General features: G+C 73.3%; 24 protein-coding genes. 15 read left to right on the top strand and 9 right to left on the bottom strand.

The annotated features are described in order from the left end of the window. Positions 1-24: 24 nt before the first annotated feature. From purL to FQY64_RS10530, 15 genes are all read left to right on the top strand, one after another. Positions 25-4,029: a phosphoribosylformylglycinamidine synthase gene (gene purL, locus FQY64_RS10600; protein ID WP_146474238.1), complete on the top strand. Its 4,005-nt coding sequence runs from the start codon at positions 25-27 to the stop codon at positions 4,027-4,029. Between the two features lie 90 nt (positions 4,030-4,119). Further along, positions 4,120-5,838, top strand: a complete 1,719-nt coding sequence (gene gspE, locus FQY64_RS10595) for a type II secretion system ATPase GspE (protein WP_146474237.1) — start codon at positions 4,120-4,122, stop codon at positions 5,836-5,838. Between the two features lie 258 nt (positions 5,839-6,096). Next, positions 6,097-6,429, top strand: a complete 333-nt coding sequence (locus tag FQY64_RS10590) for a GIY-YIG nuclease family protein (protein ID WP_146474236.1) — start codon at positions 6,097-6,099, stop codon at positions 6,427-6,429. 590 nt (positions 6,430-7,019) lie between these two features. After that, positions 7,020-8,237, top strand: coding sequence for a type II secretion system protein XpsF (gene xpsF / locus FQY64_RS10585; RefSeq protein WP_146474235.1), 1,218 nt, complete (start codon positions 7,020-7,022; stop codon positions 8,235-8,237). Between the two features lie 142 nt (positions 8,238-8,379). Continuing rightward, positions 8,380-8,808 (top strand): type II secretion system major pseudopilin GspG, encoded by a 429-nt coding sequence (gene gspG / locus FQY64_RS10580; RefSeq protein ID WP_146474234.1) that lies wholly within the window; start codon positions 8,380-8,382, stop codon positions 8,806-8,808. 22 nt (positions 8,809-8,830) lie between these two features. After that, positions 8,831-9,283, top strand: coding sequence for a type II secretion system protein XpsH (xpsH, locus tag FQY64_RS10575; protein ID WP_146474233.1), 453 nt, complete (start codon positions 8,831-8,833; stop codon positions 9,281-9,283). Further along, positions 9,280-9,699, top strand: a complete 420-nt coding sequence (gene xpsI, locus FQY64_RS10570; RefSeq protein WP_146474232.1) for a type II secretion system protein XpsI — start codon at positions 9,280-9,282, stop codon at positions 9,697-9,699. The genes xpsH and xpsI overlap by 4 nt, the downstream gene beginning before the upstream one ends. Then, positions 9,699-10,337 carry a prepilin-type N-terminal cleavage/methylation domain-containing protein gene (locus FQY64_RS10565; RefSeq protein ID WP_386112735.1) on the top strand — a complete coding sequence of 213 codons (639 nt, stop codon included), beginning with the start codon at positions 9,699-9,701 and terminating at the stop codon, positions 10,335-10,337. Before xpsI ends, FQY64_RS10565 begins: the two co-directional genes overlap by 1 nt. Positions 10,338-10,345: 8 nt before the next feature. Continuing rightward, positions 10,346-11,224 carry a type II secretion system minor pseudopilin gene (locus tag FQY64_RS10560; protein ID WP_146474260.1) on the top strand — a complete coding sequence of 293 codons (879 nt, stop codon included), beginning with the start codon at positions 10,346-10,348 and terminating at the stop codon, positions 11,222-11,224. A 35-nt stretch (positions 11,225-11,259) separates the two neighbouring features. Beyond that, the gene (locus tag FQY64_RS10555; RefSeq protein ID WP_229814875.1) at positions 11,260-12,357 is read left to right on the top strand and encodes a PilN domain-containing protein; all 1,098 of its coding nucleotides are present in this window, start codon (positions 11,260-11,262) and stop codon (positions 12,355-12,357) included. Further along, positions 12,354-13,004, top strand: a complete 651-nt coding sequence (gene gspM / locus FQY64_RS10550) for a type II secretion system protein GspM (RefSeq protein ID WP_146474230.1) — start codon at positions 12,354-12,356, stop codon at positions 13,002-13,004. The genes FQY64_RS10555 and gspM overlap by 4 nt, the downstream gene beginning before the upstream one ends. Beyond that, on the top strand, positions 12,994-13,776 hold the full coding sequence (locus FQY64_RS10545; RefSeq protein WP_276508309.1) for a general secretion pathway protein GspN: 783 nt from the start codon (positions 12,994-12,996) through the stop codon (positions 13,774-13,776). The genes gspM and FQY64_RS10545 overlap by 11 nt, the downstream gene beginning before the upstream one ends. A 10-nt stretch (positions 13,777-13,786) precedes the next feature. Further along, a complete protein-coding gene (gspD, locus tag FQY64_RS10540) occupies positions 13,787-15,997 on the top strand; it encodes a type II secretion system secretin GspD (RefSeq protein ID WP_229814876.1) in 2,211 nt (736 codons plus the stop codon). A gap of 10 nt (positions 15,998-16,007) precedes the next feature. Beyond that, positions 16,008-16,871, top strand: a complete 864-nt coding sequence (locus FQY64_RS10535) for a glycosyltransferase family A protein (RefSeq protein WP_146474229.1) — start codon at positions 16,008-16,010, stop codon at positions 16,869-16,871. Next, on the top strand, positions 16,868-17,728 hold the full coding sequence (locus tag FQY64_RS10530) for a glycosyltransferase family 2 protein (RefSeq protein WP_146474228.1): 861 nt from the start codon (positions 16,868-16,870) through the stop codon (positions 17,726-17,728). Before FQY64_RS10535 ends, FQY64_RS10530 begins: the two co-directional genes overlap by 4 nt. Before the next feature lie 287 nt (positions 17,729-18,015). Here FQY64_RS10530 and FQY64_RS10525 read toward each other — a convergent pair whose 3' ends face one another. The 9 genes from FQY64_RS10525 to FQY64_RS14785 all read right to left on the bottom strand — a co-directional run. Beyond that, entirely contained in the window at positions 18,016-18,657 is a 642-nt protein-coding gene (locus FQY64_RS10525; RefSeq protein WP_146474227.1) for a prepilin-type N-terminal cleavage/methylation domain-containing protein, read from the bottom strand. Between the two features lie 92 nt (positions 18,658-18,749). Beyond that, a complete protein-coding gene (locus FQY64_RS10520; RefSeq protein WP_146474226.1) occupies positions 18,750-19,793 on the bottom strand; it encodes a sensor histidine kinase in 1,044 nt (347 codons plus the stop codon). After that, positions 19,786-20,403 carry a response regulator gene (locus FQY64_RS10515; RefSeq protein ID WP_146474225.1) on the bottom strand — a complete coding sequence of 206 codons (618 nt, stop codon included), beginning with the start codon at positions 20,401-20,403 and terminating at the stop codon, positions 19,786-19,788. Before FQY64_RS10515 ends, FQY64_RS10520 begins: the two co-directional genes overlap by 8 nt. A gap of 9 nt (positions 20,404-20,412) precedes the next feature. Next, positions 20,413-20,625: a hypothetical protein gene (locus FQY64_RS10510; protein WP_146474224.1), complete on the bottom strand. Its 213-nt coding sequence runs from the start codon at positions 20,623-20,625 to the stop codon at positions 20,413-20,415. Beyond that, a complete protein-coding gene (locus FQY64_RS10505; RefSeq protein ID WP_146474223.1) occupies positions 20,622-21,362 on the bottom strand; it encodes a type II secretion system protein in 741 nt (246 codons plus the stop codon). Before FQY64_RS10505 ends, FQY64_RS10510 begins: the two co-directional genes overlap by 4 nt. Positions 21,363-21,372: 10 nt before the next feature. Then, positions 21,373-22,185, bottom strand: a complete 813-nt coding sequence (locus tag FQY64_RS10500; RefSeq protein WP_146474222.1) for a type II secretion system protein — start codon at positions 22,183-22,185, stop codon at positions 21,373-21,375. Beyond that, the gene (locus FQY64_RS10495) at positions 22,182-22,613 is read right to left on the bottom strand and encodes a hypothetical protein (protein ID WP_146474221.1); all 432 of its coding nucleotides are present in this window, start codon (positions 22,611-22,613) and stop codon (positions 22,182-22,184) included. The genes FQY64_RS10500 and FQY64_RS10495 overlap by 4 nt, the downstream gene beginning before the upstream one ends. Then, the gene (locus tag FQY64_RS10490) at positions 22,610-23,251 is read right to left on the bottom strand and encodes a hypothetical protein (RefSeq protein ID WP_146474220.1); all 642 of its coding nucleotides are present in this window, start codon (positions 23,249-23,251) and stop codon (positions 22,610-22,612) included. The genes FQY64_RS10495 and FQY64_RS10490 overlap by 4 nt, the downstream gene beginning before the upstream one ends. After that, on the bottom strand, positions 23,248-23,902 hold a 655-nt coding region (locus tag FQY64_RS14785; protein WP_222431780.1), incomplete at its 5' end, for a hypothetical protein. The genes FQY64_RS10490 and FQY64_RS14785, both read right to left, overlap by 4 nt.

Below are 23,902 nucleotides of genomic sequence, written 5' to 3'. Positions count from 1 at the left end.
CCCCCTCCCGCCTTGCCCGGACACATGATCGTCCTCGAGGGCCCCTCGGCCCTGTCGCCGTTCCGCCGCGAACGGCTCCAAGCGCGGCTCGCCGCGATCCATCCCGGAATCGAGCTGATCGACGCCTGGCCGGTGTACTGGGTCGAGCCCGAACCCGGCGCCGCGCCCGATCCGGACGCCCTCCGCCGCATCCTGCAGGCCGGCTTCGAGCCGATGCCGCACGCCGACGGCGTGGCCTCGCGCTTCGTGGTGCCGCGGCTGGGCACGGTGTCGCCGTGGTCGAGCAAGGCGACCGAACTGCTGCGCGGCGCCGGTCTGCCGCTGCGCCGCGTCGAGCGCGGCACCCGCTACGACCTCGCCGGCTGGCCGCGCGAGGCCGCCGCGCAGGGCGCGCTGGCCAAGGCGCTGCACGATCCGATGACGCAGTCGCTGCTGGTCGCGCGCGAGGATGCCGCCGCGCTGTTCGCCGTGCCCGCGCGCGGCGAGCTGGAACGCATCGCGCTCGAGGAGCTGGAGAACGCCAACACCCGGCTGGGCCTGGCGCTGGCGCCGGACGAGATCGCCTACCTGCGCGAGCGCTACGGCGCGCTCGGCCGCGCGCCGTCCGACGTCGAGCTGATGATGTTCGCGCAGGCGAACTCCGAGCACTGCCGGCACAAGATCTTCAATGCCACCTGGACCATCGACGGCCGCGCGCAGACGACCTCGCTGTTCGCGATGATCCGCAACACCCACGCGCAGACGCCGGCGCACACGCTGGTGGCCTACAGCGACAACGCGGCGGTGGTCGAGGGCTTCCCGGCGCGCCGCTTCCGGCCGCGGCCGGATTCGCGGGTCTACCGCGCCGAGGCGGAAACGCCGTCGGCGTTCTGCATCAAGGTCGAGACCCACAACCACCCGACCGCGATCGCGCCGTTCCCGGGCGCCAGCACCGGCGCCGGCGGCGAGATCCGCGACGAGGGCGCGACCGGCCGCGGCGGCAAGCCGAAGGCCGGCCTGTGCGGCTTCTCGGTCTCGCACCTGCGCATCCCGACCCTGCCGCAGCCGTGGGAGGCGCCGCGCGCGCTCAACCCGCGCATGGCCTCGGCGTTCGAGATCATGCTCGAAGGCCCGATCGGCGCGGCGGCGTTCAACAACGAATTCGGCCGGCCCAATCTACTGGGCTATTTCCGCAGCTTCGAACTGTCGGAAGGCGAAGTGGTGCGCGGCTACGACAAGCCGATCATGCTCGCCGGCGGCCTCGGCGCGATCGACCGTGGCCAGGTCGGCAAGCACCGGCTGCGGCCGGGCGATGCGGTGGTGGTGCTCGGCGGGCCGGCGATGCTGATCGGCCTCGGCGGCGGCGCGGCCAGCTCGCTGGCCTCGGGCGAGAGCCACGAGGAACTCGACTTCGCCAGCGTGCAGCGCGACAACCCCGAGATGCAGCGCCGCTGCCAGGAAGTGATCGACGCCTGCGTCGCGCTCGGCGAGCGCAACCCGATCCTCGCCATCCACGACGTCGGCGCGGGCGGCCTGTCGAACGCGATCCCCGAGCTGCTGCACGATTCCGGCGTCGGCGGCGTGATCGACCTCGCCAAGGTGCCGACCGACGATCCCTCGCTGTCGCCGATGCAGCTCTGGTGCAACGAGTCGCAGGAGCGCTACGTGCTGGGCCTGCCGGCCGACCGCGTCGACGAATTCGCCGCGATCTGCGCGCGCGAGCGCTGCCCGTTCGCCGTGGTCGGCCATGCGACGGCCGAGGAACGGCTGGTGGTGGGATACGGCGCCACGGTCGAGGGCGAGTATGGAGGCGGCGTCGCGACGGTGCCCCCCGGCCCGGCGCAGCGCGCCGGGCGTTCGGATGACCCGCGCGGCAGTGCCGCGCAAGCGGGTCATCCTCACCCCATCGATCTGCCGATGGACGTGCTGTTCGGCAAGCCGCCGAAGATGCACCGCGACACCCGCACGCCCGCGCCCGGCCCGTGGCCGGTGCTGCAGTGGGGCGGGCTGGATCTGCACGAGGCCGGTCTGCGCGTGCTCGCGCATCCGACGGTGGCCGCGAAGCAGTTCCTGGTCACCATCGGCGACCGCAGCGTCGGCGGTCTGACCGCGCGCGACCAGATGGTCGGCCCGTGGCAGATGCCGGTGGCCGACTGCGCGATCACGCTGTCCGACTACCACGGCTTCGCCGGCGAGGCGATGGCGATCGGCGAGCGCACGCCGCTGGCGCTGCTCGATGCCGCCGCCGCCGCGCGCATGGCGGTGGGCGAGGCGATCACCAACCTGTGCGCGGCGCCGGTGGAATCGCTCGACCGCATCAAGCTGTCGGCGAACTGGATGGCCGCCGCCGGTCATCCGGGCGAGGACGCGAAGCTGTTCGAGGCGGTGAAGGCGGTCGGCCTCGAACTGTGCCCCGCGCTCGATCTGTCGATCCCGGTCGGCAAGGACTCGCTGTCGATGCAGGCGCAGTGGCGCGACGCCGACGGCGAGCACAAGACCGTTTCGCCGGTGTCGCTGATCGTCAGCGCGTTCGCGCCGGTGCGCGACGTGTGCGAGCAGCTCACTCCGCTGCTGTCGCGCGAGGGCGAGACCGAGCTGTGGCTGATCGGCCTCGGCGCCGGCCGCCAGCGGCTCGGCGGCTCGGTGCTGGCGCAGTGCCATCCGGACGCCCACGGCGGCGGCGGCGCGCTGCCGGCGTTCGCCGGCTTCTCGCCCGAGCCCGACGATCCGGCCGTGCCGGACCTCGACGATCCGCAGCGCCTGCGCGACTTCTTCGAGCTGATCCGCGACGCGCGCGAGGCCGGTCTGCTGCGCGCCTACCACGACCGCAGCGACGGCGGCGCGTTCGCCGCGCTGTGCGAGATGGCGTTCTGCTCGCACCTGGGGCTGGAGATCAGCCTCGACGGCTGGGGCGAGGATCCGTTCCGCACGCTGTTCAACGAGGAGCTCGGCGCGATCGTGCAGATCGATTGCGACGATCGCGCCGCGTTCGCCGACCTGGTCGCGCGTCACAACCTCATCGACTGCGCGCAGCGCATCGCCCGTCCCACCTCCGCGCCGCACGTGCGCGTGCGCAAGGACGGCGAGACGCTGGTGGAGTGGCGCTGGGAGGCGCTGTTCGACGCCTGGTGGTCGGTGACGCATGCGATGCAGCGCCTGCGCGACAACCCGGCCTGCGCCGACGAGGAGCGCGAGGCCGCGCGCCGGTTCGCGGCGCCGGGCCTGAAGCCGAGGCTGACGTTCGATCCGGCCCAGGACATCGCCGCGCCGTACCTCAACCTCGGCGCGCGCCCGAAGGTGGCGATCCTGCGCGAGCAGGGCGTCAACAGCCAGACCGAAATGGCGTTCAACTTCGACCGCGCCGGCTTCGAGGCGGTCGACGTGCACATGAGCGATCTGATCGCCGGCCGCGTGCGGCTGGACGCGTTCCGCGGCCTCGCCGCGTGCGGCGGCTTCAGCTACGGCGACGTGCTCGGCGCCGGCCGCGGCTGGGCGACCTCGATCCTGGAGCGCGCCGACCTGCGCGAGCAGTTCGCGGCGTTTTTCGCCCGTCCCGACACCTTCGCGCTCGGCGCCTGCAACGGCTGCCAGATGCTGAGCCAGCTCAAGGCGATCATCCCGGGCGCCGGGCACTGGCCGCGCTTCCTGCGCAACCGCAGCGAACAGTACGAAGCGCGGCTGGCGCTGCTGGAAGTGCAGGAATCGCCGTCGATCCTGCTCGCCGGCATGGCCGGCTCGCGCATCCCGATCGCGGTCGCGCACGGCGAAGGCCGCGCCGAGTTCGCGCACGAGGCCGACCTCGCGCAGGCGCACGTCGCGCTGCGCTTCATCGACGGCGACGGCACGGTGGCGACCCGCTATCCCGCCAACCCGAACGGCTCGCCCGCCGGCATCACCGGCCTGACCACCACCGACGGCCGCGTCACGATCCTGATGCCGCACCCGGAGCGCACGCCGCGCACCGTCAACCTGAGCTGGGCGCCGCGCGACTGGGGCGACGATTCGCCGTGGCTGCGCATGTTCCGCAACGCGCGGGTGTGGGTGGGCTGAGCGGGCGGCTGCGCTCCGCGGCCCGGTCCGCGCTCGCGGAGGCTTGCGGCCGCCCCTGTTAAAGTCGAACGCTCGGCACGGAGGAAGGGCGTGAACGCGGTTCCCGAACACACCGTCGCAGCGGACGAGGAGGCGCGCATCGTCGATGCGCTGCTGGCGAAGGGGCGGCTGAAGGAGCCCGACCTGGCGCGTGCGCGTCGCGTCCAGGACGAGACGGGCGGAAGCCTGTTGAACCTGCTCGGCCGCCTCGGGCTGGTCTCCGAGCGCGACCACGCGGAGGCCTGCGCCGAGGTGCTCGGCCTGCCGCTGATCAACGTCAAGGAACTGCCCGAGCTGCCGCCGGAAGGCGTCGCGCTGACGCCCAGGTTCATGAAGCAGTTCGCGCTGTGCCCGTTCGCCGAGAGCGAGCAGGCGGTCGACGTGGTGATGGCCGAGCCGTACGACGCCTACACGCTCGACGCCGTCCGCCTGGCCACCGGCCGCGACGTGCGCGTGTTCGTGGCGCCGCGTTCGGAAATCGACGATCTGATCGAACGCTGGCACGGCCAGGGCCGCAGCGCGATGGGCGCGATCGTCGAGAGCGCCGAGGGCGAGGGCAGCGGCGATGCCGACGACGTCGAGCACCTGCGCGACCTCGCGTCCGAAGCGCCGGTGATCCGGCTGGTGAACCTGATCATCCAGCGCGCGGTGGAACTGCGCGCCTCCGACATCCACGTCGAACCGTTCGAGCACCGGCTCAAGGTGCGTTACCGCATCGACGGCGTGCTCGAGGAGGGCGAGAGCCCGCCCGCCAACCTCACCGCCGCCGTGATCAGCCGCATCAAGATCATGGCCAAGCTCAACATCGCCGAGCGCCGGCTGCCGCAGGACGGCCGCATCATGCTGCGCGTGCAGGGTCGCGAGCTCGACCTGCGCGTGAGCACGGTGCCGACCTCGCACGGCGAGTCGGTGGTGATGCGCCTGCTCGACCGCGAGACGGTGGTGCTCGATTTCCAGCGTCTCGGCTTCACCGACGCGCTGCTGGCGCAGTTCCAGAAGATCCTCGACCTGCCGCACGGCATCCTGCTGGTGACCGGGCCCACCGGTTCGGGCAAGACCACCACGCTGTACACCGCGCTGTCGCGGCTCAACACGCCGGACGTCAAGATCATCACCGTCGAGGACCCGGTCGAATACCAGATCGAGGGCATCAACCAGATCCAGGTGAAGCCGCAGATCGGGCTCGACTTCGCCAACGCGCTGCGTTCGATCGTGCGCCAGGACCCCGACATCATCATGATCGGCGAGATGCGCGATCTGGAGACCGCGCGCATCGCGATCCAGTCCGCGCTCACCGGCCACCTGGTGCTGTCCACGCTGCACACCAACAACGCCGCCGGCGGCATCACGCGGCTGCTCGACATGGGCGTGGAGGACTATCTGCTCACTTCCACCGTCAACGGCATCCTCGCGCAGCGCCTGGTCCGCCGCCTCGAGCCGACCCACGCCGAGCGCTATCGCGCATCGCCCGAGGAGATCGAGAAGTTCGGCCTGCGCCGCTTCCAGCCGGAAGGCGACATCCATCTCTACCGCCCGCGTCCTTCGCCGCTCGCGCCGACGGGCTATCTCGGCCGCACGACGATCATGGAGTTTCTGACCATGGACGACGAACTGCGTCGCGCGGTGATGCGCCACGCCGGCATGGGCGAGCTGGAAGAGCTCGCGCGCCGCGCCGGCATGCGGACGATGTACGAGGACGGCATCGCCAAGGCGCTGGCCGGCGTCACCACCATCGAGGAGGTGCTGCGGGTGACGGAGGAGACGGCGTAGTCGTTGGGGCGGCGTCGGACGCGCGTGCTGGGTCGAGTATGCGGAGCCATGCTGCCGACCGCGGGAGGCGCGGGTGGTGCCACAGCAGGTCGTCATCCCCGCGAAAGCGGGGATCCAGTGCCTTGGCCGGCGGGGGGGCCGTCGCTCGCCCTGAGCTTGTCGAAGGGTCGAATGAGCGCGGGAACGACGAGTCGGGAATCCAGCGAGCCGCCATGCGCGACGGCGGTCAAGGAGGAATGACCTTCACGGAGGAAGGCTATGAACAGGCAGCCCGCCGTCTACATTCTGGCCAGCGGTCGCAACGGCACGCTCTACACGGGCGTGACCAGCGACCTGATCAGGCGCGTCTGCCAGCACCGCGAACATGCGGTGGACGGCTTCACCGCGCGTTATGGGGTGGCGTGTCTGGTCTGGTACGAACTGCACGCGACGATGGACTCGGCGATCGTGCGCGAGAAGCGGATCAAAAAGTGGAGGCGGGCGTGGAAGCTGGCGTTGATCGAGGCGTCCAATCCCTACTGGAACGATCTGTGGCCGGAGATCATCGGGCAGGTGCCGGTGCGTCCCATTGGAAAGTTCGATCCCTGCTGATGGAGCGCGCAGGCCAGCGAGAAAGGCACCGGGTTCCCGTCGCTCATCCTGGGCTGCCGAAGGAAGCGGGAACGACGGGGAGCCGTGGCAGGTTTCCGCCTTTGAGATCCATGCTGCCCGATGACGAGAAGACCAACGGAACGCTGCGTCATCCCCGCGAAAGCGGGGATCCAGCGTCTTGGCAGGGTGCCAGGAAGACACGGGGTTCCCGCTTGCGCGGGAACGACGGGGTTGGAGTGCAGTCGGAGCTCCGGCTTTCGCGGGGATGACGACTGAAGCATCGTAGGCTTGTCCGCCTCCCGCCTCCCGCCTCCCGCCTCCCGCCTCCCGCCTCCCGCCTCCCGCCTCCCGCCTCCCGCCTCCCGCCTCCCGCCTCCCGCCTCCCGCCTCCCGCCTCCCGCCTCCCGCCTCCCGCCTCCCGACTCCCGACTCCCGCCTCCCGACTCCCGACTCCCGACTCCCGACTCCCGACTCCCGACTCCCGACTCCCGATTCCCGATTCCCGATTCCCGATTCCCGATTCCCGATTCCCGACTCCCGATTCCCGATTCCCGATTCCCGATTCCCGATTCCCGATTCCCGAGCCACCCATGCCCCTGTTCCACTACAAAGCCCTCAACCCCCGCGGCGAGATGCTCGACGGCCAGATGGAGGCGGCGAGCGAGGCCGAGGTGGTGGCGCGGTTGCAGGAGCAGGGGCACCTTCCGGTGGAGGCGAAACCGGCGGGGGCGGGCAGCGGGCCGTCGGCGTTCAAGGGGCTGTTCAAGCCGAAGCCGTTCGCCGGCGCGCGGCTGGTGCAGTTCACCCAGCAGCTCTCGACGCTGCTGACCGCGGGACAGCCGCTCGATCGCGCGCTGTCGATCCTGCTGGAACTGCCCGAGGACGAGAGCGCGAAGCGCACGATCGCCGACGTGCGCGAGGCCGTGCGCGGCGGCGCGTCGCTGTCCACCGCGCTGGAGCGCCAGCACGGCACGTTCTCGCGTCTGTACGTGAACATGGTGCGCGCGGGCGAGGCCGGCGGCAGTCTGGCCGAAACGCTGGCGCGGCTGGCCGATTACCTCGAGCGCAGTCGCGCGCTGCAGGGGCGCATCGTCAACGCGCTGATCTATCCGGCGATCCTGCTGGTGATGGTCGGGCTGAGCCTGCTGTTCCTGCTCGGCTACGTGGTGCCGCAGTTCGCGCAGATGTACGAGAGCCTCGACGCCGAGCTGCCGCTGTTCACCCGCGCCGTGCTCGGCGTGGGGCTGTTCGTGCGCGACTGGTGGCTGGTCGTGGTGGCGGTGCCGGCGCTGCTGCTGTGGTGGTTCGACCGCAAGCGGCGCGATCCGGCCGTCCGCGAGCGGTTCGACGCCTGGCTGCTGGCGCGCCGCTTCGCCGGCGCGCTGGTGGCGAAGATCGAGACCGCGCGGCTGGCGCGCACGCTCGGCACGCTGGTGCGCAACGGGGTGCCGCTGCTGACCGCGCTCGGCATCGCGCGCAACGTGCTCGGCAACCGCGTGCTTGCCGCCGATGTCGACGCAGCGGCGCAGGAAGTGAAGAACGGCGTGCCGCTGTCGGTCGCGCTCGGCCGCGGCAAGCGCTTCCCCCGGCTGGCGCTGCAGATGATCCAGGTGGGCGAGGAGTCCGGCGCTCTCGACGCCATGCTCACGCGCACTGCCGAGACATTCGAGCAGGATACGTCGCTCGCGCTCGACCGCCTGCTGGCCGCGCTGGTGCCGGTGGTGACGCTGCTGCTGGCGGGGGTGGTGGGGATCGTGGTGCTGGCGGTGCTCACGCCGCTGTACGACCTGACCAGCGCCATCGGTTAGCCATGCTGCACCGCGCAACGCCGGCGCCGCGCGTGCGGCGGCCGACGGCGCAAAATCGAGCCCGGCCTGAACGCCGCGGCGCCGCCCCCGCCGGTGCGGGCGGACGGAGGACATCATGACGTTTTCGACAAGGAGCCCGCTCATGCGCCATCGCCACGCCCCTTTCCGCTCCGCCGCGCGCCAGCGCGGCATGAGCCTGATCGAGATCATCATCGTCATCGTGCTGATCGGCGCGGTGCTCACCTTCGTCGGCTCGCGCGTGCTCGGCGGCTCCGACCGGGCCAAGGTCAACCTGGCCAAGTCGCAGTTGCAGACGCTGGCCGGCAAGGTCGAGCAGTTCCAGATGGACACCGGCCGCCTGCCGCAGTCGCTGGAGGAGCTGGTCAAGGCGCCGGCGAACGCGACCGGCTGGCTCGGTCCCTATGCGAAGGAGAACGAGCTGCGCGATCCCTGGAACAACGCCATCCAGTACCGCGCGCCGGGCGAGGCCGGTCCGTTCGATCTGGTGAGCCTGGGCGCCGACGGACAGCAGGGCGGCAACAGCGTCGCCGCCGACATCCGCTACGAATGAGCCGCCGCGGCCGGGCGCCGACATGAAACGCTGCGCCGGCGTCTCGATGCTGGAGATGCTGCTGGTGATCGCGCTGATCGCCGGCGTCAGCGCGCTGGCCGCGGGCGCGCTCGGCGGCGGCTTCCGCGGTGCGGCGCTGCGCGGCGCGGCGAAGGAGATCGCCGCGCAGCTTCGCTTCACCCGCACGCAGGCGATCGCGACCGGCCGCCCGCAACGGTTCACCGTCGCGCCGGACACCCACCGCTGGACCGCCGCCAACGGCCGCGAGGGCGAGATCCCCGACAGCGTGCGGGTGAGCTTCATCGGCGCGCGCGAGGTGCAGCCGCGGCGCGGCGAAGGCGCGATCGTGTTCTTCGCCGACGGCGCCTCCACCGGCGGCCGCGTGCATCTGCAGTCGGGCGAAGCGGCCTGGAACGTGGACGTCGCCTGGGTGACGGGCGAGGTGCGCCTGCGCCGCGCGGAGCCGCGTCGATGAAGCGGCAGCGCGGCTACTCGCTGCTGGAGGTGATCGTGGCCTTCGCCCTGCTCGCCGGCGCGCTCGCGTTGCTGCTGGGGGCGCTGTCGGGCGCCGCGCGCCAGGTCGGCGAGGCCGACGATGCCGGCCGCGCGGCGCTGCATGCGCAGTCGCTGATCGACCAGCTCGGCATCGGCACGCCGCTGCGGCCGGGCCGCAGCCAGGGCGCATTCGAGGGCGGGCGCTACCGCTGGACGCTGCAGATCGCGCCGTGGCGCGATCCGGCGGTGGCGGACGCCGCGCAGCCGCGCGACCCGGCCGCGCCGCGGCTGCTGGAGATCTCGCTGTCGGTCGAATGGCGCAGCGGCGGGCGTCCGCGCCGGCTGGACGTGCACACCCTGCGGCGCGTGGCCGCGCAGCCGCTGGGGACGTTCTGATGCGCGCGCGCGGCTTCACGCTGATCGAGGTGCTGCTCGCCACCGCGTTGCTGGCGGCCGGACTCGCATTGGCGATCGCCACCGTGGTCGCGGCCACGCGCACCGCCGAACGCGGGGAAGCGATCGCCGCCCGCAACGAGCGCATGCGCGCGGTCGAGACCGTCCTGCGCCGCCGCCTCGCTGGCGCGCGCGGCGTGCCGTTCGGGTTCGACCGCGAGAGCGGGCTGCCCATGCGCTTCATCGGCGAGCCGGACCGCGTGCGGTTCGTCGCCGATCTGCCCGACTACCTCGGCCGCGGCGGACCGCATCTGCACGCGCTGTCCGCCGTACGCGAAGGCGAGGGCGTGCGGCTCGAGCTCGGGCTGTCGATGGTGCTGGCCGGCACGGTGATCGAGGAGAACCCGCCGCGGCCGCCCGAGGTGCTCGCCGACGACCTGCGCGAGGTGCGCTTCCGCTACCGCACGCTCGATGCGGAAGGTCGCCTCGGCGAATGGCGCGAGCGCTGGGAGAATCCCGACCAGTTGCCGCTGATGGTGGAGGTGACGCTGCGCGATGCGGGCGGCCGCGCCTGGCCGCCGCTGGTGGTCGCGCTGCCGCTCGCCACCGGCATCGCCGGCGCCGGAGTGCCGCTGCAATGAGGCGCGCGTTGCCGCGGCCGCGCGGAGCGGCGCTGCTGCTGGTGCTGTGGCTGATCGTGCTGCTCGCTTCGGTGGTGGGCGCGTTCGCGCTCACCTCGCGGGTCGAGCATCTGCAGGGGCGGGTGCTGGCCCGCGGCGTGGTCGGCGAGGCGGCCGCGCGCGCGGGGCTGGAGTACGCGCTCGGCCGCCTCGACGAGGCCGACCCGCGCCGCCGCTGGCTGCCGGACGGCCGTGCGTACCCGTGGCGGTATCGCGGGGCCGAGCTCGAGATCCGCATCGTCGACGAGAACGGTCGCATCGACCTCAACCACGCCGACCACACGCTGCTGAGCGGGCTGCTGCGCGCGGTGGGCGCGGAGCAGACCGAAGCGGCGCGGCTGGCCGGCGCGATCGTCGACTGGCGCGATCCCGACACGCTGACGCAACCGGCCGGCGGCGCCGAGGACGGCGATTACGCCGCGGCCGGTCTGCCGTACGGCGCCAAGGACGCGGAGTTCGAAAGCACGGCCGAGCTGCTGCAGGTGCTGGGCCTGACGCCCGAGCTGGTGGCCCGGCTGGAACCGCACGTCACCGTCTACAGCGGCCGTGCGCAGCCGGATCCGGCGTTCGCCACCGCCGAGGTGCTGACCGCGCTGGGCATGAACGGGGAGGAGACCGTGCGCCTGCGCGAGCGGTGGAACCCCGGCTCCGGCGAACCGCCGCCGCTGCTGCCGGGCGGCGTGCCGCTCAGCGGTGAACGCAGCGGCGCCTATAGTATTGAGTCCCGGGCGCGTCTCCCCGATGGACGCGAATCGCGGTTGCGTGCGGTGGTGCGCAGCGGCGGCGGGGCGCTGCCAGGGATGACGTACACCCCGTTGCGTTGGGAGGAAGGCGCATCAGTACGCTAGCTACGAGCGATCAGCCGACGCCGCCCCGGCGCGCCGTGCCCCGCTTCGGCCTGGGCCTCGGGCGCGGCGTGCGCGGCTTTCTGGCGTGGTGGCGCAATGCCCTCATGGCCTGGCTGCCGGCGACGGCGCGGCAGGCGCTGGGGCTGGACCGCGGCCGCCTGCTGCTGCTGGCGCGGGCCGACGGCGTGGAGCTGCGGCTGCAGCAGGGCGAGGCGCTGCGCGATCTCGGCCACGTGCCGCTGATCGAAGGCGAGAGCGACCCGCTCGCGCGCGTGCTGGCTCCGCGCGTGGCCGACCTGCCGCGCTGGCTGCTGGTGCCCGCGGCGCACGCCCTGCGTCGTCCGCTGACGCTGCCGGCCGCCGCCGCCGAACGGCTGCGCGACGTGGTCGGCTTCGAGGTCGAGCGGCAGACGCCGTTCCCGGCCGATGCGGTGGTGTTCGACGCGCGTGTGCTCGCGCGCCGCGGCGAGCAGATCCAGGCCGAGCTCATCGCCGTGCCGCGCGCGCGGGTGGAGCCGCTGCTGCAGGCGCTCGGTCCGCTCGGCACGCTGCTGGCCGGCATCGACGTCGCCGCCGCCGACGGCACGCCGCTGGGCGTGAACGTGCTGGAGCCGGCGCGCCGGCACCGCCGGCGCGATGCGCTGCGGGTGTGGAACTACGCGCTCGCGGCGGTGGCGGCGATCGCGCTGGTGGCGACGATGGGACAGGTGCTCGCCAACCGCGAGGCCGCGGCCGAGGCGCTGCGCACCCGCATCGCCGGCAACGCGCGCGCCGCGCAGGCCGCCGCCGCCGAGCGCGCGGAGCTGCTGGCGCTGATCGAAGGCCAGAAGTTCCTCGACCGCGCCCGCGCCAGCCGTCCGAGCACGCTGGCGGTGATCGACGAGCTCACCCGCCGCCTGCCCGACGACACCTACCTGGAGAAGCTGGCGATCGAGGACGGCCAGATCCTGCTGATCGGCCTGAGCAGCGAGCCGTCGGCGCTGGTCGCGCGTCTGCAGGGCAGCCCGTTGTGGCGCGCGCCTGCGCTGACCGGCGCGCTGATGCCCGATCCGGTCTCGCGCAAGCAGCGCTTCACCCTCACCGCGGAACCGGCGGGCGCGCCGTCCGCGGCCGCCCAGGCGGGGGCGCGATGAACGCCGTGCCGCGCCGCGACCGCTGGCTCGCGCTCGGCCTGCTGCTGGGCGTGCTGGCGATCGCCTACCTGGTGCTGGTCCATCCGTGGTGGACGCAGCCGCTGCTTGCGGCCAACACCCGCATCCAGCAGTTGCAGCAGCGCGAACTGCGCCAGCGCATGGCGCTCGAACAGGCGCCGCAGGTGCGCCGGCGCCTGCAGGAGATGCGCGCGCAGCAGGCGCGCACGCCCGGCTTCATGCCGGAGGCGACCGCCGAGCTCGCCACCGCGGCGCTGGCGCAGCGGCTGGAGGCGATCGTCGGCCAGGCGAGCCCGGGCAACCGGAGTTGCGCGATCGTCAACCGCTCGCCGATGAACGAACCGCAGCGCGACACCTACGCGCGGGTCGCCATCCAGGTCCGCCTGCAGTGCGGCGTGCCGGAACTGGCGGCGGTGCTGCACGCGATCGAGAGCGGCTCGCCGCGGCTGTTCGTGGGCAATCTCAACGTGGTGGCGCAGCGCTTCTACTTCGCGCCCGGCACCGGGCAGGCGGCGCCCGGCGAAGGCGGGCTCGACGTCAGCTTCGACCTGTACGGCTACCTGCGCCCCGGCGTGCAGCCGGCGGCGCCGGCGCGCGGCGAAGGCGGGGAGGTGATCGATGCGCCTTGACGCCATCGGCCCGCGCACCTGGCTGCTGGCGACCGTCGCCGGCTGGGCGCTGATCGCCTGGGTGCTGGCGCTGGCCGGGATGGGCACACGCGTGGCGACGTTGCCGGCCGACGCGTCGCTGCAGCGGCCGCTGCCGCCGCTGCCCCGGCCCGCGGCGCCGGTGCTCGGGCCGCCGGGCCAGTACGGCGCGGTCGCCGCGCGGCCGCTGTTCACTTCCGACCGCCGGCCGAAGGCGTTCGTGGTCGCCGGGCTCAATGCCGAAGGCCAGCAGGCGCCGCAGTTCGACTACCAGCTCACCAGCGTGCTGATCACGCCGCAGGTCAGGCTCGCGATCCTGCAGTCGCAGGACGGCAGCCAGTCGGTGCGGGTGAAGCTCGGCGAGGCGCCCGAGGCGCAGCCCGGCTGGCGTCTGGTCGAACTCGACGGCCGGCAGGCGGTGTTCGAAGGCCCGGAGGGACGGCGCACGCTGGAACTGCGCTCCTTCGACGGCAAGGGCGGCCAGCCGCCGACCGCGATCGGCGGGTCCACCGCCGCCGTCAACGCGCTGCCGGTGCCGCCACCGCCGGAGCCGGGCCCGCCGGCCGAAGCCGGCGCCGACGCCGCCTCGCCCGCGGAAGCGCAGATGGAAGCGATCCGCCGCCGCATCGAACAGCGCCGCGCCGCGCTGCGTCAGCAGCAGTTGCAGCAGCAACAGCAACAGCAACAGCAACAGCAGCAACCGCCGCAACCGCAGCCGGCTCCCCCGCCCCCCGCGCCCGAACCGACTCCGTAGACTCGACCGAATGAAGACGTCCCCGCTGCCGCGCGTCGGCCTGCCCCACACGCTCCTCGCGTCCGCCGTCATGCTGAGTCTGGTGGCCTGCGCCAGTGCGCCGGTGCCGGTGGTGCACCGCGTCGATGCCGCCGTGCCGTCGGCATCGCCCGGCGCCGCCGGCGCGACGGTGTCGACACAGCCGCTGGACGGCGAGGACGACGGCCCGAGGCCGCAGATCCGCCGCGGCACCGGCCAGGTGATCAACCGCGGCGCCGCCGCCGCGCCGCCGCCGAACATCCGCGGCACCACCGGCTCGGCCACGTTCAATTTCGAGGGCGAATCGCTGCACGCGGTGGTGAAGGCGATCCTCGGCGACATGCTCGGACAGAACTACGTGATCGCGCCGGGCGTGCAGGGCACCGTCACCTACGTCACCGCCAAGCCGGTGTCGCCGGCGGAGGCGCTGAGCCTGCTGGAGATGGTGCTCGGCTGGAACAACGCGCGGCTGATCTACAGCGACGGCCGCTACAACATCGTCCCGGCCGATGCCGCGGTGGCCGGGCAGGTCGCGCCGCGCACCGGCTCGCCGGCCACCGCCCGCGGTTTCGAGAGCCGCGTGGTGCCGCTGAAGTACATCTCCGCCGCGGAGATGGAGAAGGTGCTCAAGCCCTACGCGCGGCCGAATGCGATCGTGCACGTGGACAACGCGCGCAACCTGATCACGGTGGCCGGCACCCGCGCCGAGCTGGAGAACTATCTGCGCACGATCGAGATCTTCGACGTCGACTGGCTGCGCGGCATGTCGGTCGGCGTGTTCCCGATCGAATCCGGCAAGGCGAGCCGCGTGGTCGCCGATCTGGAGAAGGTGTTCGGCGAGCAGAGCAAGTCGCCGGTGGCCGGCATGTTCCGCTTCATGCCGCTGGACGGCGCCAACGCGGTGCTGGTGATCACGCCGCAGGCCGAATACCTCGACGAGATCGGCAAGTGGCTCGAACGCATCGATACCGCCGGCGACGCCGTGCGGCTGTACAGCTACGAGCTGAAGTACATCCAGGCGCGCGATCTGGCCGACCGCCTGGCCGAGGTGTTCGGCGGCAGCGCGCGCGGCGGCGGCGATGCGGTCTCGCCGCCGAGCCTGATGCCGGGGCTGGAATCCACCGAGATCAAGGAAGGCGACGGCGCCAGCACCGCGCAGATCGGCAACGCCGGCGGCGACATGGGCGGCGGAGCCGGCGCCGGCGGCAGCTCGCTGTCGCTCGGGCCGCGCCGCGAAGGCAGCGGCGCGGTGACGCTGGAGGTGAACGGCGACCGCGTCGGCGTGTCGGCGGTGGAGGAGACCAACTCGATCCTGGTGCGCAGCACGCCGTCGGCGTGGAAGTCGATCCGCGACGTGATCGAGCGCCTGGACGTGATGCCGATGCAGGTGCACATCGAGGCGCAGGTAGCGCAGGTGCAGCTCACCGGCGACCTGCGCTACGGCGTCAACTGGTTCTTCGAGCGCGCGGTGACCGACGCCGGCCTGCCGAGCCAGGTCGGCCGCACCACCTGGAGCGGACTGGCCGGCAACGTCAGCGGCACGCAGACCAACGGCGTGGCGCCCGGCATGTCGTGGACCTTCCTCGGGCCCAACGCGGCCGCCGTGATCAGCGCGCTCGACGAGGTCAGCGACGTGCAGCTCCTGCAGACGCCCTCGGTGCTGGTGCGCAACAACGTGGAGGCGACGTTCAACGTCGGCAGCCGCATTCCGGTGTCGTCGGTGACCGTCAATCCGGGCATCGACACCGCCAACACCTACAGCCAGGTGCAGTACCTCGACACCGGCACCATCCTCAAGGTGCGCCCGCGCGTGACCCGCGACGGCATGGTGTTCCTGGAGATCGTGCAGGAGGTCAGCCAGCCGACCGGACAGGCCGACCGCAACGGCAACGTGCGCATCGACACCCGCAAGCTGAAGACCGAGGCGGTGGTGGCGAGCGGGCAGACGGTGATGCTCGCCGGTCTGATCAGCGACGGCGTCACCCGCGGTTCGACCGGCTTTCCGGGACTGAGCCGCATTCCGGTGATCGGCGGCCTGTTCGGCCAGCAGCGTTCGACCACCGCGCGCACCGAGACGATCATCCTGCTCACGCCGCGCATCGTGCACAACGCGCAGGAAGCGCAGCAGCTCACCGAGGAATACGGCCGCCGCTTCCGCGCGCTCGAACCGCTGCACCGCAAGGCGGACGGCGAGCGCCGCTGAGCCGTTCGCGATGGCCGTGATGCCGGTGGTGCTGGTGCCCGTCGGGGTCGACGAGGCCGCGCTCGACGCCTGCCTCGGAGCGCTCGAGGCGGCCACGCCGCCGGGCACGCCGGTGTGGCTGGCCGACGATGCGCAGGCCGGGCCGCGCGGCTGCGCGTTGATCGAGCGCTGGATGCAGCGCACGCGCCTGAAGGCCGAGTACACCCGGCGCGCGCGGCCGGTCGGCGAGGTCGCGCATCTGGACGAGGCGCTGCGCGCCTGCGGCGATCTCGACGTGGTGGTGCTGCCGTCCGACACCGTGCCGCTGCCCGGCTGGCTGGAGCGGATGGGCGAGTCGCTGGCGGCGGACGGCGCGATCGCCACCGCCACGCCGTGGTGCAACGCCGGCGAAGCGGCCGCATGGCCGCGCATCGGCGAGATCGGGCCGATCCCGGACGAACGCGAGCGGCTCGCCCGCGCCGCGGCCGGCATGCCGCCGCTGCACCCCGAATTGCCCGCGGCGTGCGCGCACGCGGTGCTGCTGCGCGGCGCCGCGCGCCGGCGCGCCGGCGGACTGGACACGGCGAGCTACGGCTCGTGGTACGCCGCGCTGATCGATCTTTCGCTGCGGCTGGCCGGTCTGGGCTGGCGCAACGTGCTGTGCGAGCGGGCGTTCGTGGTGCGCGCGCGCGAGGGCGTTGCGGCCGACGGCGACATGGACCGGCTCGCCGCGCGCTGGCCGGACTGGCATGCGCGGCTGGCGCAGTTCCTGATGGGCGATCCGCTGCGCGCCGCGCGCGAGCGGCTCGCTGCGCGCTTCGCCGAAGTCGGTCCGCTGCCGCCGCAGCGCGAGCTGTTCGAGGACGGCGCGCCGGTCGTGGCCGATTCCGCATGAGCCGCGAGTCGGACATCGCCGCGGTGGTGGTGAGCCACCAGAGCGCGGCCACGCTGGAGGAGTGCCTGCGCCGCCTGCGCGCCGCGCGCGACGTGGCGGCCATCCGCGTGGTCGACAACGCCTCCACCGACGGCACGGTGGCGATCGCGCAGCGCCACGCGCTGCAGGACGCGCGCGTGCGGTTCGTCGCCAACCCGGACAACCCCGGCTTCGCGGTCGGCTGCAACCAGGGCGTGGAGGCGCTCGGCGCGCACGCGCCGCCGTGGCTGGCGTTCGTCAATCCGGATTGTCTGGTCGAGCCGGACACGCTGGCGCGCCTTCGCGATCACGCGCGGGCGCTGGACGGCGCGCTGGTCGGCGCCGATCTGATCGACGAGGCCGGCGTGCGCGACGAAGCCGCGCGCCGGCGTCATCCCGAGTTCGGCGCGATGCTGCGTTCGCCGCGCCGGATGCGGCTGGGCGTGCCGGTGGACGACGCGCGCACGCTGCAGCGCGTGGACGCGGTGTCCGGCGCGCTGATGCTGATGCCGCGCGCGCTGTTCGCGCGCATCGGCGGATTCGACACCGGCTACCGGCTGCACGCCGAGGATCTCGATCTGTGCCGGCGCGCGCAGGCGGCGGGCGCGACGGTCGCGGTCGCCAACGACGTGCGCGTGGTGCACGTGCGCGGCGTGTCCTCGCGCGCGCGGCCGCTGTTCGTCGAGTGGCACAAGCACCGCGGGCTGTGGCGCTACTTCCGCAAGTTCGAGGCGCCGCAGCGCCGGCCGCTGGTGCGCGCGGCGGTGTTCGCGGCGATCTGGCTGCGCTTTCCGCTGGCGGCGACGCGGGCGTGGATCGCGGCGATGCGGCAGAGCTGAGGCGGTACGGCCGGTGCGTCCATCTCTCCGCCACGGAACCGCGCGGATGAACACGGATCGACGGCATTTGTGGGAGCGGCTTAGGCCGCGACCGGTCCACCGACCGCAACGGTATTCAGCCACGGATTTGCGCGGATGAACGCGGATCGAAGGCATTGCGAGGAGCGGCTTCAGCCGCGACCGGGTGTTGATGATGCACACGGGTCGCGGCTGAAGCCGTTCCTGCAGGCCCCGAAAAGACGACACCCCGCGCGGGGCGGGGTGTCTGAGCAGCCTGATGATCCGGGTTAGATCGCGGTGCAGACCGTGTAGACCTGCCCTTCGTTGTAAGCGCCAGCTGCGCCCGCCGGCGCGGCGTTGTTCGCACCTTGCGTCGCGCGGACAGTACCGCCGTTCGGGCGGCCGTCGTCGCTCTGCGTGTCCATCGCGACGGCGGCCTTGCCCGGCACGTTGCCTTGGCATACGGCAAGCACCGGTTGGGGGTTTCCTTGGACATTCGCGTAGACGACGCCTGTGAGACCGCCGAACGCATTGCGCGGGAGCGCGTTGGCGCCAGTATCCGCGGGGTTGCCGGTCAGGAAGCCAGCGGCGCGGAGCTGGCGGAAGTAGGTGCTGACTTCGTTGTTGCCCGTGAAGGTGTCTGCAGCGGTCGCATTGATCACGCCATTGCCGTTGCCATCGGCGGCGGTGGCCCAGGTGCCGCCGCGGCCGGTCACCGGGGTATCGTCGCCCGGCAGCCGCTTGTAGCGGTCGATGTAGCTGTAATGCGCCGCCTTGATGCTGCTGACCTCATTGATCGCGTTTTTGGTGCGGCTGCTGTCGATCAGCTCCTGCCCCTTGAGGATCGCGCCGAGCAGCAGGCCGATGATGACCAGCACGATGGCGATTTCGACCAGGGTGAAGCCGGCCTGGCGCTTGTAGGACTTCATTGCGTGTCTCCCCGTTTGATTCGGATCCGAACCTGTGTCCGCTTTAGCGGCGCGGCGGCGGGAAGGTTGATGGCCGCGGGCGTAAAGAATGTTTACGGGGTCGGCAGGGCGAGGACGAACTCCAGGCCGTCCGCCGTGGGCTGCGCCTGCAGATCGCCGCCGAGCGCCAGCGCGGCCAGCCGGGCCTGGTACAGGCCCAGGCCCGTGCCCTGCGCGCGGCCGCTGGCGAGCGGCTCGAAGATGCGCTCGGGCGGAATGGCCAGCTCGGCGGGCTGGCGGAACACCGCCGACAGCCGGTCGGCCGCGCGTTCGACGCGCAGCGTCACCGGCGGCGTTCCGGGGCTGGCGGCGAAGTTGGCGAACAGGTTGTCGAGGATGCGCTCCAGGTGCGAGCGATCCAGCCGCGTGCGGCCCGGATCGCCCGCGGTCGCCAGTTCCACGCCGTGGAAGGTGGCGAACACGCGCGCCTCGCCGGCCAGTTCGACGTCGCTTTCCGGCGCGTCGACCGGCGCCCGCCGCGCCATCAGATCCACCAGCCGTTCCGCGCGCCGACGCAGCAGCGGCGCCTGCTGGCGCAGGTGCGCGGCGCGGGCGGGCAGGCGCTCGTCCGGCGCATCCTCGAACTGGTCGGCCAGCAGCAGCAGCCACTGCGCCAGGTTCTTCATGTCGTGCTGCAGGTACAGCGTCAGTTCCGCCTGGCGCGCGAGCGCGGCGGCGATCGCTTCCGACTTGCCGAGCAACGCCTGCTCCAGCAGCAGGTCGAACACCGCCAGCGGCATCGCGCGCAGCAGGCGGCGCTCGCCGCGCGCGGGACGCAGGAACAGCGCGACCTCCAGCGCCATCTCGCCGGCGCCGAAGCGACGCACGCGCGGTTCGCCCGCTTCCGTCCCCCAGCCGCCCTCGACCGGGCTTGCGAACCAGCGGCCGCGATACCGCAGGCCGCGCACGCCGGCCGCCTCGAGCATCGGCCGCGCGGCCTCGAACCACGCCAGCGGATCGGCGCCGACGCGCGGCCGTTGCGCGATCAGCGCCTCCGCCAGCCGCGCATGACGCTGCGCCTGCCGCCGCAGCACCGCCAGCGCGGCCGCGAGCGCGGCGCCGGCGACGACCAGGACGAGCGCGAGCAGTTCAAGCATTGCGCTGGATGCCGTACTTCTTCAGGAAGTAGTAGAGGTTCTCGCGCGGCAGCCCGAGCCGCCGCGCGGCCTCGGCGACGTTGTAGCCGGTGTCGTTGAGCACCTGCCGCAGCAGGCGTTCCTCCGCGCTCTCGCCGGCTTCCTTCAGGCCGTCCTTCAGCCGTGCGGCGATGGTGATGCGCGCTTCGCCCTGCGCGCGCAGCGCCCGTTCGTTGGCCAGGAACAGCCGCGCGCGCTCGATCGCCGCGAGGATGCGCGCGGCCGGCGCCGGTTTGGCGATGAAATCGAACGCGCCCGCGCGCACGGCGGCGAACGCGGCGGCCTGCTGGTCCTGGCCGGTGAGCACGAGGATCTTCAGCGCGGGCCGTTCCAGCAACGCCTGCTCGATCAGCCGCACGCCTTCGCGGATCTCGTTCGGATGCGGCGGCAGGCCGAGGTCGACCAGCGCGATGCCGATCGCCTCGTTGCCGCGCAGCGCGGCCAGCGCGCTCTCGCGGTCGCCCGCGTGCGCGCCACGGTGCCCGGCCTCGGCGATCTGCGCGCGCAACAGCTCCGCGAGCACGGGGTCGTCCTCGACCAGCAGCACCTCGATCGCGTCGGCATCGTCCATCGCCCCTCCTCAGCGCCACAGGCGGCTCGCGGCCGCGACCAGGACGCCGGCGAACACGAGCGCCAGCCCGGCGAACGCGCGCTGCACCGCCACCGTGTGGATCGCCTCGGCGGGCACCGACAGCAGCGCGTAGCCGCCGCCGACGAGCAGCGCGCCGGCCGCGACCAGCCCGCGCCGCCACAGGCGACGCCGCCGGGATTCGCGCGGCTGCAGGGCGTTCACGGCAGCCGCCCGCTCTGCACCATCCGGTTCATCAGCACCGGCGAGGCGACCCAGTCGGTGAGATCGTCGTAGGTGTCGCTCGGGGTGCGATCGACGAACACCGCATCGCCGTCGTGATTGGCGATCTCGTCGGCGTCGCCGCTGGCCGCCATCGCCGTGCCGGCCGGAAGCGAGGCGCCGAAGCCGTTGCCGCCGTGCGAGACCAGCACCGCCGGCACCGCGCCCGCCAGCGTCGCGCCGGCGGCGGCGACGCGCACGCTGGCATCGCCGGGCGAGCACAGCGCGAACGCCGATTGCGCGGGCGCGGTCGCCGGCGGTGTGGCGCAGCCGTACTGGCTGGCCGCGCGCGCCGGATCGACCGTGCGCGAATGCAGCGCGCTGACGCGGTAGGTGATGCGCCGCGCCCAGGCGTCGTGTTCGGGCAGCCCGAGCGTGGCCCACGGCAGCACGCCCGATTGTCCGCCGGTGCAGCCGGTCGCGGTCGGCGCGCGCTCGGCGCCGGCGCCGGCCGCGCCGCTGGCGAGGGCGGGATCGGCCGGGCAGGGCAGGCGGCCGTTGATGGTGGCGTAGCCGATCAGCGCCTCCTTCGCCTGCGTCAGCAGCCGGCGCGTCTCCTGTGCGCGCTGCGAGGCCTGCTGCGCGGTGAGGGTCATCATCAGCCCGCTCAGCAGCAGGCCGAAGATCACCAGCACCACCGCCATTTCCACCAGCGAGAAACCGCGTGCCGTGCGTTTCATGGTCGCCTCCTCAGCCGCAGCCCTGCAGGCTGGCGATCGCCGCCTGGCACTGCGGCGGGTTGAGGTTGTTGAGACAGGGCGGATTGACGAACGCATCCGCGGCCGGCCGGCAGCCGCAGTTGTTGATCGCGATCTGGTTGGCGGCGCCGGTGCATTCCGGCGCCACCCGGTTGCCGCCCTGGCGGCACAGGTTGCTGTTGCCGGACACCTTCGAGAGCAGGGTGTTCGCGGCCGAAACGCAGCTCGGGTTGGAGGACGGCGGCGGCGGAGGCGGCGGCGGTGCGGGCGGCGCGCAGCCGCTCGGCGGCGCGAGATCGGCGGCGGCGATGGCGAGTGCGATGTCGTTGCCGCCTTCGACGTACTGCGCCGGGTCGTAGTTGCCGCCGCACACCGGCGCGCCGGCCGCGGCATCGCGCACCTGAGCGCCCTGCGCCGCGCCCGGGGCGATCACGCGCGCGCCGCCGGGCCCGCGTTCGTACCACAGGCATTCGCCGGCGGCGTCGCGGACCGGCGGCAGGCCGAGCGTGCGCCACGGCAGCCGGCCGCGCACGGTGCCGGCGCAGGTCGCGGCGGCCTGGCCTTCGGACGTGCCGGTGTCGGGACAGGGCAGGTGGTCGGCCACCGTGCCCGTCTGCAGCCGGCACCACTCCGCCTTGGCGTGGCCGATCAGCGCCTCGCGCGCTTCGGCCAGTTGCGGTGCGGCACGCGTCTGGCTCGCCATGCGCGGGTTGTCGCGCAGGGCGTCGTAGATCAGCAGCCCGGCCAGCGCGACCACGATCAGGATCACCACCGCCAGCATCGCCATGCCGCGTTGTCGTCTCATCGCGCATCCTCCACGCTGACCGCGCCGGGCTCGAGCCGATCGCGCACGGTGCCGGCGTCCAGATCGAGCGTCTGCCCCACCGCGAGCGTCCGGGCGGCGCCGCGGGCGGGCACCAGGCGCACGCCGCGCGGGGCGATGCGCACGCGGTAGCCGTGCAGCGTCGCGCCGTCCTCCACCGGCTGGCCGTTGATCCACGCCACGCTGGCCTGGCCGGGGCGCTCGACGATGCCGGTGAGCGCGAGCACGCGCGGCGCGGCCGGAGCGGGCGTCGCTGCGGTGGGCGCATCCGCCGTCGCCTTGGCGCCGCCCGCGCGTGCGGCGGCGAGCGCCTGCCGCTGTTCGGGCGTGTAGAACAGCCGGCCCAAGGGCGTTGCCGCGTGCGCGGCATCCGCCAGCGCCAGCAGCACGAGCAGCGACGCGCGCGTCATGGCGCGCCCTCCGCGGCCACCGCCGTCGCCGCCGGACGCCAGGTGATCCAGCGCAGCGTGCAGTCGGCATCCAGCCCCATCCCGCTGCCGCGGCGGAGCTCGCAGTCCTCGACGCGGAAATGGCCGATGCCGCGCGCCTGCAACCCGTCCACCAGCGCCAGCAGTTCGTCCTCGTGGATGCCGGCGAGCGAGAAGCGCAGATCGTGCGCCTGCGGACCGGGCGCCGCCGCGTCGGGTTCGATGCCGTCCACGACCGGCGCGGCGCCGACGCCGATCGCGCGCTGGGGCGCGAGTTCGAACCGCACCGGCGGCAGCCCCAGCGCGCGCTGCTGCGCGAGCAGCGCCTCGGTCCAGCCGATGCGGTCGCCCTCGCCGACGAAGCCGGTGCGCCGCAGCTCGGCGTAGCGGCGCAGGTTGCGCTCCAGTTCGTCGTGCGACTGGCGCGACTGCGCCAGTTCGGCCTCGGCACCCGCCAGCGCCTGCGCCGCCTGCGCGTGCGCCGCCTGCGCGCGGACGGCGAAGGCGCGCGCGATGCCGGCGAGCGCGCCGGCCACCAGCACCGCAGCGAGCGCGAGCAGCAGCGGCGTGCGGATCAGCGGCAGGTGCTCGCGCCGCAGCAGAAGACGTGCGCCGCTCATGGCCGGCCCTCCCAGACGAGGCAGTAGGCGAAGCGGCGCTCGTCGGCCTGCGTCTCGCCGCCGCCGCGGATCACGCCGCCGCCGCTGGCGTCGATCGGCGGCTTCGGCGTGGTCAGCCGCACCGCGTCGCGACCGGCATACGCCGCCTCGAAGCGGCGCCGCGCGTCCACCGCCGCGCGCAGCGCGAGTTCGGCCGCGAGCATGCCCTCCAGCGCGATGCCGGCGCGCAAGGCGCCCGCATCCGCAGCGTCCGTGGCGGCCGGCTCGGGCGGAGGCGGGCAGACCGCCGCATCGCCGTCGCCGGTCGCGGCGGCGACCGGTTGCGCGTCGGCGAACCGCCAGTGCAGGCGCTCCAGCACGTAGGCCGGACTTGCCTGGAAGCCGAGGCTCGCAAGCGTCAGCCCCTCGCGCAGCGACGGCGCGGGCGCGATCAGCGCATCGAACGCGGCCAGCGCGTCGCGCACGCCCTGCGCGTCGGCCCCGACCGCCTTGTAGCGCGCGTCGATGGCCGCAAGCTCCTGCCGTTTCGCCTCGGCCTGCGCCGCGAGCGCGGCGCCCTCGCGCCGCAGGGCGCGCGCGTCGAGCCACTGCTGCGCCGCCGTCGCCAGCAGGCCGGCCGCGACCAGCGCGCCCGCCGCGGCGATCGCGCGC

This window comes from Vulcaniibacterium thermophilum, assembly GCF_007923255.1.
Taxonomy (GTDB): domain Bacteria; phylum Pseudomonadota; class Gammaproteobacteria; order Xanthomonadales; family Xanthomonadaceae; genus Lysobacter_F; species Lysobacter_F thermophilum.
This window is presented reverse-complemented; position numbering and strand designations above follow the sequence as displayed.

Bases quoted from the DNA above. Each gene is read 5' to 3' on its own strand.
- FQY64_RS10590 (WP_146474236.1), top strand. From the start codon at position 6,097: ATGAACAGGCAGCCCGCCGTCTACATTCTGGCCAGCGGTCGCAACGGC.
- FQY64_RS10520 (WP_146474226.1), bottom strand. From the start codon at position 19,793: ATGCTTGAACTGCTCGCGCTCGTCCTGGTCGTCGCCGGCGCCGCGCTC.
- purL (WP_146474238.1), top strand. From the start codon at position 25: ATGATCGTCCTCGAGGGCCCCTCGGCCCTGTCGCCGTTCCGCCGCGAA.
- FQY64_RS10535 (WP_146474229.1), top strand. From the start codon at position 16,008: ATGGCCGTGATGCCGGTGGTGCTGGTGCCCGTCGGGGTCGACGAGGCC.
- gspD (WP_229814876.1), top strand. From the start codon at position 13,787: ATGAAGACGTCCCCGCTGCCGCGCGTCGGCCTGCCCCACACGCTCCTC.
- FQY64_RS10545 (WP_276508309.1), top strand. From the start codon at position 12,994: ATGCGCCTTGACGCCATCGGCCCGCGCACCTGGCTGCTGGCGACCGTC.
- FQY64_RS10515 (WP_146474225.1), bottom strand. From the start codon at position 20,403: ATGGACGATGCCGACGCGATCGAGGTGCTGCTGGTCGAGGACGACCCC.
- FQY64_RS10530 (WP_146474228.1), top strand. From the start codon at position 16,868: ATGAGCCGCGAGTCGGACATCGCCGCGGTGGTGGTGAGCCACCAGAGC.
- FQY64_RS10565 (WP_386112735.1), top strand. From the start codon at position 9,699: ATGCGCGCGCGCGGCTTCACGCTGATCGAGGTGCTGCTCGCCACCGCG.
- xpsI (WP_146474232.1), top strand. From the start codon at position 9,280: ATGAAGCGGCAGCGCGGCTACTCGCTGCTGGAGGTGATCGTGGCCTTC.
- FQY64_RS10500 (WP_146474222.1), bottom strand. From the start codon at position 22,185: ATGAGACGACAACGCGGCATGGCGATGCTGGCGGTGGTGATCCTGATC.
- FQY64_RS10525 (WP_146474227.1), bottom strand. From the start codon at position 18,657: ATGAAGTCCTACAAGCGCCAGGCCGGCTTCACCCTGGTCGAAATCGCC.
- gspG (WP_146474234.1), top strand. From the start codon at position 8,380: ATGCGCCATCGCCACGCCCCTTTCCGCTCCGCCGCGCGCCAGCGCGGC.
- xpsF (WP_146474235.1), top strand. From the start codon at position 7,020: ATGCCCCTGTTCCACTACAAAGCCCTCAACCCCCGCGGCGAGATGCTC.
- FQY64_RS10495 (WP_146474221.1), bottom strand. From the start codon at position 22,613: ATGACGCGCGCGTCGCTGCTCGTGCTGCTGGCGCTGGCGGATGCCGCG.
- gspM (WP_146474230.1), top strand. From the start codon at position 12,354: ATGAACGCCGTGCCGCGCCGCGACCGCTGGCTCGCGCTCGGCCTGCTG.
- xpsH (WP_146474233.1), top strand. From the start codon at position 8,831: ATGAAACGCTGCGCCGGCGTCTCGATGCTGGAGATGCTGCTGGTGATC.
- FQY64_RS10490 (WP_146474220.1), bottom strand. From the start codon at position 23,251: ATGAGCGGCGCACGTCTTCTGCTGCGGCGCGAGCACCTGCCGCTGATC.
- FQY64_RS10505 (WP_146474223.1), bottom strand. From the start codon at position 21,362: ATGAAACGCACGGCACGCGGTTTCTCGCTGGTGGAAATGGCGGTGGTG.